General features: G+C 36.9%; 11 protein-coding genes and 1 pseudogene. 11 read left to right on the top strand and 1 reads right to left on the bottom strand.

The annotated features are described in order from the left end of the window. The first annotated feature begins 1 nt into the window (after position 1). From BM088_RS07565 to BM088_RS28090, 7 genes and pseudogenes are all read left to right on the top strand, one after another. On the top strand, positions 2 to 1,012 hold the full coding sequence (locus BM088_RS07565) for a competence protein CoiA family protein (protein ID WP_091982408.1): 1,011 nt from the start codon (positions 2 to 4) through the stop codon (positions 1,010 to 1,012). Beyond that, positions 1,002 to 1,499: a hypothetical protein gene (locus BM088_RS07560; protein WP_091982407.1), complete on the top strand. Its 498-nt coding sequence runs from the start codon at positions 1,002 to 1,004 to the stop codon at positions 1,497 to 1,499. Before BM088_RS07565 ends, BM088_RS07560 begins: the two co-directional genes overlap by 11 nt. 81 nt (positions 1,500 to 1,580) lie before the next feature. Then, a complete protein-coding gene (locus BM088_RS07555; RefSeq protein WP_245763778.1) occupies positions 1,581 to 1,865 on the top strand; it encodes a hypothetical protein in 285 nt (94 codons plus the stop codon). Between the two features lie 69 nt (positions 1,866 to 1,934). Beyond that, positions 1,935 to 2,741, top strand: a complete 807-nt coding sequence (locus tag BM088_RS07550; protein WP_091982405.1) for a GIY-YIG nuclease family protein — start codon at positions 1,935 to 1,937, stop codon at positions 2,739 to 2,741. A 57-nt stretch (positions 2,742 to 2,798) separates the two neighbouring features. Next, positions 2,799 to 4,466, top strand: coding sequence for a dipeptidyl-peptidase 3 family protein (locus BM088_RS07545; protein WP_425439282.1), 1,668 nt, complete (start codon positions 2,799 to 2,801; stop codon positions 4,464 to 4,466). A gap of 121 nt (positions 4,467 to 4,587) precedes the next feature. Continuing rightward, complete coding sequence (locus BM088_RS07540) at positions 4,588 to 7,311, top strand: TrlF family AAA-like ATPase (protein WP_091982404.1); 2,724 nt, start codon at positions 4,588 to 4,590, stop codon at positions 7,309 to 7,311. Then, positions 7,308 to 7,940 (top strand): annotated as a pseudogene (locus BM088_RS28090) (DUF6988 family protein). Before BM088_RS07540 ends, BM088_RS28090 begins: the two are co-directional and overlap by 4 nt. A 42-nt stretch (positions 7,941 to 7,982) precedes the next feature. Here the strand turns inward: BM088_RS28090 and BM088_RS07530 are convergent. After that, complete coding sequence (locus tag BM088_RS07530; RefSeq protein WP_091982402.1) at positions 7,983 to 8,717, bottom strand: hypothetical protein; 735 nt, start codon at positions 8,715 to 8,717, stop codon at positions 7,983 to 7,985. A gap of 468 nt (positions 8,718 to 9,185) precedes the next feature. Here BM088_RS07530 and BM088_RS07525 point away from each other — a divergent pair, with 468 nt between their 5' ends. Genes BM088_RS07525 through BM088_RS07510 form a run of 4 tightly spaced genes read left to right on the top strand, consistent with a single transcriptional unit; the run spans position 9,186 to position 10,503 of the window. Continuing rightward, complete coding sequence (locus BM088_RS07525; RefSeq protein WP_091982401.1) at positions 9,186 to 9,545, top strand: hypothetical protein; 360 nt, start codon at positions 9,186 to 9,188, stop codon at positions 9,543 to 9,545. A gap of 4 nt (positions 9,546 to 9,549) precedes the next feature. Continuing rightward, a complete protein-coding gene (locus BM088_RS07520; protein ID WP_091982399.1) occupies positions 9,550 to 9,888 on the top strand; it encodes a hypothetical protein in 339 nt (112 codons plus the stop codon). After that, positions 9,885 to 10,277 carry a hypothetical protein gene (locus BM088_RS07515; RefSeq protein WP_091982397.1) on the top strand — a complete coding sequence of 131 codons (393 nt, stop codon included), beginning with the start codon at positions 9,885 to 9,887 and terminating at the stop codon, positions 10,275 to 10,277. Before BM088_RS07520 ends, BM088_RS07515 begins: the two co-directional genes overlap by 4 nt. Further along, positions 10,264 to 10,503: a hypothetical protein gene (locus tag BM088_RS07510; RefSeq protein ID WP_091982396.1), complete on the top strand. Its 240-nt coding sequence runs from the start codon at positions 10,264 to 10,266 to the stop codon at positions 10,501 to 10,503. Before BM088_RS07515 ends, BM088_RS07510 begins: the two co-directional genes overlap by 14 nt. The last annotated feature ends 191 nt before the right edge of the window (positions 10,504 to 10,694 follow it).

Raw genomic sequence — 10,694 nt, 5'->3', positions numbered from 1 at the left:
AATGCCGATCAGAGCACGTAATGGAAAACTTGATATTTTAGCTTTTGAATATGACCATGCATCATGGGAAGTACTAAAACTAAACCATAAAAGCCTTGAGTTATTAATGCCATGTTGCAACTCAAAGGCCACCCCAAAAACCAGCAAGCTAGGCAACTATTTTTTCTCCCATGCGGTGAAAGATGGATGCCTGTCAGAGGCCGAAAGCCAAGAACACATTTACATTAAAGGGGTAGTTGCTAAAGCTGCAAAGCAATCAGGGTGGGACGTTAAAACAGAATGGCAAGGGGTAAGTTCGACAGGGGAAGAATGGATTGCTGATGTATTCTGCTCTAAGGGTAATGCCAATATCGCGTTTGAAATTCAACTATCTCGACAAACAAAAGCAGAAACACTAAGAAGGCAAAAACGATACAAGGAGTCAAAAGTTAGATGCGCTTGGTTTGCATCAAGGAACGTTTTCGATTCCAATTATATCCATCAAAACCAAGAAACCCCTTTTTTCTTAATTGACAAGCCTGTCGTTGGTAAAGACCCATACATCAAACAGTTTAGCATTCAACTAAGCTCTTTTGTCAAAAGGATGTTGTTTGGTAGCCTTAAGTGGAATGAAGAACCTTGGATGTATCGCATTGAGTATATTGAAGATAAATGCTGGAGTTGCCACAAACCTAATAAGCAAGTGTATGGGTATGGCATCGACTGGTTCGATGAAACGGCCAAAACCGTACCTAATGCATCAACGGTTCTTGAGAAAATTACAGATATCATAGACAACAGCGAGTTGAATGATTTAGGGGTTAATGCCATTGCAAAGTTCGACAACCTAAAAGGAAACGCACCCAAATTCCCATACTGTAATGCTTGCCTACACTGCAACGCACCTCAGAATAACTATTATCTAATGCAAAAAAGACAAGCAAGCTATAAAGACAAAAACATTAAAACTGGCACCGTTGAATATTCTGCCAGCGGAGAATCTTCAGGTGAGTGGTTATTAAATGAAAATTAATGAACTCGATAAATTTAACAACTCAGAGTTAATCACCTTGTATGGTGAGTTAGTATCTGAGTTAAAAAACAGAAAAATAATTCGAACAAAAAATGTTGTTGGTGATTTAGGTGAAAGGTTTGCTATTGACCACTTTTCAAAAACTAACGGACTAGAAAACCTAATTGATGCCCCCACCAGCACGAAAAGTATAGATGCAGTTAGCAACAGTGGAAAAAAATACGCCATAAAATCAGTTACAGGCAACTTAACAGGTGTATTTTATGGTTTACCTCACAAAGATTCAGATGAAGAACCAGAGCAATTATTTGACTACCTTTTAATTGTTATTTTCAATGATTCCTATAAGGTCAATGCAATTCTTGAATTAACATGGCAACAGTTTTTGAAACATAAAAAATGGCACAGCAGAATGGAAGCTTGGAACATTTCAATTAATAAACAAGTAAAGTCAGAATCCAATATAATTTATGGCATAATTAGTTAACCAACTGAAACATTTGATTTTGTGTCATCACAACAAACCGTAAATGGATGGTAATTCATCTAAACATAAGGATATAAATTCGTGAAATTCAAATTGTTAGCATGTGTCATTGTTTTATCAGGCTGCGCTCAAAACTCAGGCATCATACCAATGGGTAATGATACATACATGGTATCAAGACAAGCAGCCACAGGTTTCTCTGGCATGGGTACACTAAAGGCGGAAGCGATGAAAGAAGCTTATCAGCAGTGCCAATTGACAGGTAAACACGTTGAGGTTGTTGAAACGATAGACGCTAAACCGCCTTATATTTTTGGTAACTTTCCAAAGACAGAAATACAATTCAAATGTGTGGCTAAATCTTAATCAAATTAATTAAGTTGCCATAGATAAGCAAATTTGAATAAAAAGATAACCGCCAACGTTTGAGGTTTTATGAATAATAATTATTACGTTTACGTCTATATTGACCCCAGAAACTTTGAAGAGTTTTATTACGGGAAAGGTAAAGGTTCTCGAAAAGAAGCGCATCTATATGAAGACTCAGACAGTGACAAGTCAAAAAGAATCAAATCAATTATTAAGGAAGGGTTAGAGCCAATTATTCGTGTTGTAGCGAGAGATTTATCGGAGCATGATGCCTTGCTTGTAGAAAAAACTCTTCTTTGGAAGTTAGGAAAACAACTAACAAATATTTCTTCGGGTCATTATGCTGACAAATTTCGCCAACACGATACGTTCCACAAAAAGTTATCTGGGTTTGATTACAAGAACAGCTTGTATTACTACAACGTTGGAGAGGGGGCGCATCGGAACTGGGATGACTATGTAAATCTAGGTTTCATTTCCGCAGGGCAAGCGCCAAGATTTCGTGATGCAATGCTTGGATTTGAAGAGGGTGACTTTATTGCGGCATATTTAAAAGGCCACGGTTATGTTGGTATTGGAAAAATCACGCATAAGGCTAAACCAGTTCGGGAAGTGTTGATTAACAACATCCCACTATTGCAACAAAGATTGGTCTGCCCAAACATAAAAGAAAACTCAAATGATGGTGACAAATCAGAGTACGTGGCATTAGTTGACTGGCTTATCACTGAGAACAGGAACACCGCGAGATGGAAACCCAAGAGTGGGATATTTACTTCTCAATTAATTCGAGCATCTTTAGACGCTCAACCTGAAACGGTAAATTACTTAGAGCAAGAATTTTCACTAAATTTTGCTGAACTGATGACATAACCGTTAAATTTACTGGTTGTGCAATAAAAATGTTAAATATAAACACAAGAGAAAATAATGTCGAAATATAAACTAAAACAAAAAATGACAGTCCTTGCCATTATTACTGCAAGCTTATTATCAGGGTGTTCTGACAACACAGAAGTAGACACGATCAAGAGCAGCATACAATTCATAGGTGATAGAGAAAGGCTAAATATTTATCATCCTGTTGACTTAAAGACTGATTTGACTTCACTGACAGACAACCAGCGACAGATGCTAGCGGTTCTGATCGATGCATCAAAAATAATGGATGACCTTTTTTGGAAGCAAGCTTTCGGAAATAACAAAGATGAATTTCTCAGTAAAATAGATGATTCAGATGTCCGTAAATTTGCTGAAATCAACTACGGTTCTTGGGATCGACTCGCTGGTGATGCACCATTTTTAACGAATATAGAAAACAAACGTCATGGAGCTGAGTTTTACCCTGCTGATATGACTAAAAATGACTATGAATCGGCAAATTTGAAAGGTAACAGTTTGTATACCATCGTTAGCCGCAGCAAAGAAGGTAAACTAATAACAATCCCCTACTCTGAAGCTTATAATGATGAATTAAAAAGAGCATCAGCTCTGCTAAGAAAAGCGTCAAAACTAGCAGAGAATAAAGAGTTTTCTGAGTATTTGAACTTACGAGCAGATGCTTTGCTTTCAGACAACTACCAACCATCAGATTTTGCATGGATGGATATGAAAACAAACCAAATTGATGTTGTTATCGGTCCGATTGAAACATATGAAGACCAACTTTTTGGGTATCGTGCTGCATTTGAATCATACGTGTTAGTTAAGGATTTAGAATGGAGCGAAAAACTTGCAAAATTTGCAGCTTACCTACCTGAATTACAGAAAGGCTTACCTGTTGCGGAACAATACAAGCCAAAAATGTCAGGCTCAAGTGCGGATATTAATGCCTATGATGTTATTTACTATGCGGGTCATTCAAATGCAGGTGGAAAAACTATTGCCATTAATCTACCAAATGATGAAGAGGTGCAATTAAAGAAAGGCACAAGACGCTTACAATTAAAAAATGCAATGAAAGCAAAATTCGACCATATTCTAGCCCCGATTTCTGAGCAATTGATATCTCCTGAATCTCGAAATAATGTAACTTTTGATGCGTTCTTCACGAACACTATGTTTCATGAAGTCGCCCATGGTTTGGGCATAAAGTCAGTTATTAATAGTGATACAACTGTCAGTAAGGCATTGAAAGAATATGCTTCTGCCCTAGAAGAAGGTAAGGCAGATATTCTTGGATTATATATGGTGACACAGTTACTTGATAAAGGTGTATTAACTGAGGGTAAGCTGAAAGACTACTACACCACATTTCTAGCTGGTATTTTCCGCTCAGTTCGCTTTGGTGCATCAAGTGCTCACGGTAAAGCCAACATGATTAGGTTTAATTACTTTGAGGCAAAAGGTGCTTTCAATCGTGACAATAATGGCCTGTATAGTGTCAACATGGAAAAAATGCGTGATGCGATGTCTTCTTTATCAACACTGATATTAACACTACAAGGTAATGGCGATTATAAAGGTGTTGGAAAACTATTTTCAGAAAGTGGTGTTATTAAAAAACAGTTAGCTGATGACTTAAATAGACTAACAAAAGCTAAAATCCCAGTGGATATTACCTTTAATCAGGGAAAATCAGTACTAGGGATTCAATAACTTAGAACTCTTACCAAAAACAGAATATTGGCTCAATTAAATACTGAGCCAATCAACGATATAGATAGCTAAGTATAGACCCTATATGAATCATATGGGTATGTTACACAAGGAGCAGTAAATGATTGGTTCAGTCTGGAACAAGTGGGATTTGCATATTCATTCACCTTTTACTCACCAAAACGGTCAGTTTAATGGCGCTACTATTGATGAATATGTGGACAAAATAATCGAAGAAAAATTATCTTTGATTGGGGTGACTAACTATTTCTACTTTGCTGATGGAGAGCTTGAGGCAATTAGACAATCAATTGCTAATAAAAATGCTGCAACGACAGCTTTAGGAAATGTTGAATTTCGTATCAATCAACAAAATAAAGATGGCGAGTGGATTAATATTCATTGCTTATTCTCTGATAAGCTATCAACTCAAAAAATAAACACTGTTCTATCCACCTTTCCAATTTTCAATACCACAGATAACGACAAAACCATTTATTGCTCCAAGAGTTCAATAGAGAACTCTGGCATACAGATTTCTGATGCTGTGGTTGATTTCAAGTTATTACTTAAACACTTAAATGAAAACTTAAGATTCGGGATTGATTATTTAATTGCAGTTTGCCCTAACGGGTACGGTGGTTTTAGACCAAATATGAAAGAAGGTCGCTCCACAGCCTTGGCAAAAGAAATTGAGAAGCAAGGACAAATAATTTTAGCGAGGGCTGAGGACAGGAATTTCTTCCTTAAGAATTTGGCTAGATTTGATGGAGCAACAGAAAAGCCCGTTTTTGCTTGTTCAGATGCCCACAGTTTAAATGGCTTGGGTAACGCAAAAAACGGAAGTTTTGGTATAGGTGAGAACTACACTTGGGTAAAAGCCAAGCCAACATTTGAAGGTTTAAGGCAAACACTTATAGAGCCTGATTCACGAGTTCAACAAACCGATAACTTCGTTGAGAATATATTTATGAAGCCTCGGTTTAAGTCTATAGAACTTGGTGGTGAAATATTTCCAGCCCAAGCTATCAAATTTGAGCAGCAAACAATACCTTTAAATCCAAATATGGTTGCTATTATTGGTGGTAGAGGTACGGGAAAAAGCTTATTTCTTGACGCAATGCACTCATTGTTCAATCACAATTCCAAATCACATAACGCAAGAGATGTGAATGTTAAAAGCTTAAGTATTACTTTAGACCAAGGAGATGGTACAGAGTTAACATTCAACGCCAAAGACGACACTTACTCATATTTACATGTATCTCAAGGCGACATTCAAAAGTTTAGCAAAGAGCCAAGTGAATTAAGTGATGAAATCAAACGGATGCTAGGGATTCGCTATGTTGCATTTGACCCTGTTACTTCAAGTGAAATCACTGAGAATATTGGGAAATATAGAAGTTTTGTGCAGTACTGGGAGTCTTCAGACCCTCAAGGCAATAGAATAAATACGCCAACACACCAGCAGGGTATTATTGATATGCATACCAAGCTAATGGCTACCCTCACAAACCCTCAAAATAAACAACTAATTGCTCAATATCAGCAAAACCTGAAAGCAGCAAATGAAAAACGAACAATAATAACAGAGTTCAGGGAAGTAGAAGCTGTAATTCAAAGGGCAACTTCAGATATTAACCAAAGCCTAAATACAATCAACATGAAACAAGAAGCTTTGAATAAAGTTCCACTACTTCAAGTTGCTGTTACCTTAGAAAAAATAACCGAAAACATTAAGGCTTTAGAAGCAGAAATAAGTCAGCTAGATTTAAATAACGTAGCTATCGTTACGAGTTTTAAAGAACAGGGAATCCATCAAGATATATCATCCTTGCTTAGCAAAGTATCTGAGTCGCAATTAGCCATCGACAACGCAAACGCCAAACTTACTGAAGTTGACCAAAGAACTTCTCAATATCATGATTACGTGAAAAGACGGTCAGAGTTAGTGTTGAATTACCGTACCTATCTAAATCAGCAAAAAGACAGCATCGACAATGCATTTACGAGTCTAAAAGAACAAAAAGAACACTGGGATGTGGAACAAAACCAGTTGGTTAACAACATGTTGTCTGATATTAAAATAAACGGAAGTATCACATTTAATGTGAATAGATTTTATCAGGGGTTAGAGGACTGCATTAACCGTGGTAAATTCAGAAGCACTCAAAACAAAACGTCAATGCAAAGATTACAAGAAACATTTGGTGTAATCACAATAAATGACTTTTTTGAGTTAATCGCAGGAATCCAAAAAATCACCTGTGAAGGCGAGGTAAGTGAAAACGGTGAGCCTAAATTAATCGCTATTGAAGATTTATTTTGGAAATCTGAGTACTTTAACCAAGGTGGTAGGTTTGAGCTTTTAAATTATCTATTTTCACCTGAAAGCGTTAAGAATTATCTATATGTAAATGCCGACTTTGAGTACAAAGGAAAAACTGTTGATAAACTAAGTGTCGGACAACGAGGTACATTCTATGTTTGCTTAAAGCTAGCGACCGACCCTTTCGGTAGCCCTTTTGTGTTTGACCAACCAGAGGATGACTTAGATAATAATTTTATTATGGAGCAGTTGGTTCCCTTGTTTAGTCAAATAAAGAAATATCGCCAAGTAATTATTGTTACTCATAACGCCAACCTTGTTGTTAACACTGACGCAGAGCAAATCATTGTCGCCAATAACGAGGGAGAGGTAATAAGCTATGAAACTGGCGCACTTGAAGATGGTAGCGTAGTTGATAATTTCGGTACTAGAGCCAGCATTTGCAATATTTTAGAAGGTGGCAGTTACGCTTTCGAAAAGCGTGAACGCAAATATGGCATCCAAGCATTAGTATGATTAATGAAGAAATAAACCAACTTTTATCTAAATCATTAAGTCTTGAAAATAAATTACTAAATTTATTTTCTTTAAGACTATTTGATAACTCTGAACGTATAAGAGCTGCCAATATCGTATGCAGTATTGCGTTTGAACATGCAGAAAGTGCAAAAATCTTGATCAGTACAGGAAACCTAACCTCCGCAACGGGATTAGTGAGGCTGCAATATGAAGCTTTAGTTAGGGCAATGTGGTTATTGTATTCAGCTTCAGATGTCGCGGTTTCCAAGCTTATGGCTGAACTGACGGATGATAACGCTCACAGAGCAAATAAATTACCAATGTTAACTGAAATGTTGGTTAAGCTTGATGGTAAAGCACCTGAAGAAGCAATGGATGCCCTCAAAGAGTTTAAGTAGTATTCATGGAAAGCATTAAGCTCTTATGTGCATGGAGGCATTCATGCTATTAGCCGTCACAGCAAAGGCTACCCTCAACCGTTACTTGTACAATTATTAAAAACATCTAACGGGTTATCGGTAATGCTAGGAATGTTAATTATCATCCTGTCAGGGGATACCAACCAGAAAGGTAGAATACCAGCTATGCAAAGGGAGTTTAAGAGCTGTTTACCAGATTTTAAATAGTGCAATCCTTTGTTAGGTTGCACTATTTTCAACATCAATATACTAGCACTCTCTAAGCTCTAGCATACGATGCCAAAACGTAAATCCAGTCCAATGCAACGCAGTGTCTGCTGAGCGTGTTCCATGACCTACATTGGTAATATCGTACCCCCTAGCGTGTAGTTCTGCCTCATACCCCGCCCAAGGAAGGCAGCGACAGAAATAATGAATTACACCATCGGCTCGAACATGAAACTCATAAGCCAAATGGCTAGTACTATTAGGTTTTTCGTAAATCAGTTGTACGTTCCCATCATCAAACCCCTTAAGATTTTCAAGCCCACCTAGCTGCTCAATATCAGCTTCCACCAACCTAGCAACTTCTTCTGTAATTAATAAGCCGCTTTTATCTTGCTTGTGAGGGGAAACATCAACAAATCCGCCCTCACCATCTGGCAATGTTAACTTACCGTTTTGCTTGAATTGTTGATGTACAGCTTTCTTATGATGGCTATGCTTGTTTTTCAATTGCCCCATCAGCCAATTGAAAGTGGATGGGTCTTCAAGTTCAGAGTATTCCTTTTGAGATGAGACGATATGATTGATAGCTTTATCCCAAAGCATATCCAATCCATTTTTATTGGAAATAAGATTTAACGCATTGTTATAACTGATGTAATTATCAGTGTCTTTAGATGCTTTTCGTAGCTCTTTAGCGTCTTCTTTACAGCGCTTTATTGTACGACCAGACGGGAATGTGAGGTGGTCATTGGTTGAACGTTTGTTTTTTACTTTCATTATGAAGCTCTCGTATATTTAGCACACGCAGCCGCCTAACGTACACACGAAGTTCACGTTTAAAAGTATCATGTTTTCATAATGATGCTGACCTGAAGGGGTCTTTGCCAATGGGCGGCTAACAGGGTGCATTTTTCCCTGTCAAAGATATTAATACTAAGAGCTAGGGAATGCAACATTTGTCAGATATCTATTGATTGAGCAACGTTAATCCTGAACCTATCAGAGTAAAAAAATCAGTACGAGTTAGTTATGACTTGCCATATTAAGCATGAGAATGATGAAGGTGCAGCATAATCTTAAAAATTAAACTCATCGGCCAGAATCTAAGTATTTGATTCTGATTATTTTGTTTACCTGTTGATTTAGTGGGTAAAATCCACTAAATCAAAAAGTGGTTGTGTTCAATATTTAAGCTGCTATAAATATATCCAATATTATATTTCTTCTGTGTAAATGGGGCATAAAATGACCAACGATAAAGACAAACAACAGCTTATCTCAATAGAAAACCACTTAGTTCTAACTCTCGTTAATTTCGAATTAAAAAAACTTGCTGATGCAACGACAGGTTGCCACAACCATTTAATCTCTAAAACTATTATCCGATTGGACAAGAATGAACTTCTAACGAATGAGCGAGTGGCTGAAATCCTTAGAGGTTATGATGATTTCTTATTTAAACTACTAGATGATTGCTTTAAGAAAAAACATATGGTGTTACTTGAAGAAGTGATGGATAACATTTTTAAAGTTGTTGGCGAGTTCAACCAGAAACAAATTACCGCAACATTCGCTGCCGCAAAAGCAGAAAGAACTACGGTGTAATACGATGAACCTGAAGCCCAAAGAAAAAAGTAAAATAATCAACAAGCTAAACTTCAATATAGAGAAAATCCTAGAGCTAGAAGATATTAGTTTACAACCTTGCGTTAGAGGCAAGTTAATTACGCCTGATTGGAACTTTAATGAAGAATCTGTCAAACGAGTTATCAAACATTACGAGTCAATGTTAAATCAACTCATAAACATACAACTCAAAGATGTTGATTTTGAAGAAACATATATTGTTAAACGCAACATGACAATAGACTGTATCGCTGACATTATCGTTATCCTAAGTTTCATCATTGAGTTCTCTGAGGATGACGATACTGAGTACAACGGATGAACGATGAACCAGCAGAACTACCTGACGAAATTCTTTATCGTAGAATACTTGCGTCAAAAGAGAATCATCAAAACATTAGTGTAATTAACGCAGAATTAGAAAAGCTGAGATTAGCAGGTAACGCTAGACTAAAAGATGAGATAGAGCACCTGCTTCTCTATCCACAGCCTGCCTTATCACTGCCCTATCCCAATTACTTTAAAATTGTTCATAAATACTTAAATTATCTTATTGAAATATCTCGTTGCCACGCAAAATCAGAAACAGAAGCATATTTACATCGAGCAGTTAATCACGTAATTCACAGAATTGAAGAAATGATGGCTGGAGAACGTGAATCTATCAAACCACTAAAGCCAACTTGGAGAAATGAATATGATGCCAGATAATGAGTTAAATCAAATAATTTCACTAGCTACAGATGAGCAACTTGCTTCCCTATACAAGCATTACGATAATAAGTTAACAGAATTTCTAAACAATCCAGATTCAACTGAAGAGCAGATAAATTTAATCGCTGACAAATTACTAACACTATCTACTATTGTTGATACAACGGTAAGCCAGCCAATGGAGCTTAATCCTGAGTTCACCAATAAACAATCCCATTATTAGAATAGATTGATACAAGGGTGCAGCATGAGTATCCAAGATATTGAGCAGTTTTTTAAAGAGTCACTAGAGATAATATTTCTATTTTTACTATTGTATGATGCCGTTAACAATACCAACTGACATCACTCAGCATTCATCACAATGATTAAGACTCTCTCATAATTAGTGAGTCAGTCAAATCCCTAAGCTGC

It is taken from the genome of Pseudoalteromonas denitrificans DSM 6059, from assembly GCF_900112265.1.
GTDB lineage: Bacteria > Pseudomonadota > Gammaproteobacteria > Enterobacterales > Alteromonadaceae > Pseudoalteromonas > Pseudoalteromonas denitrificans.
Note: the sequence above shows the minus strand (reverse complement) of the source record. Positions and strands in the feature narration are given on the sequence as shown.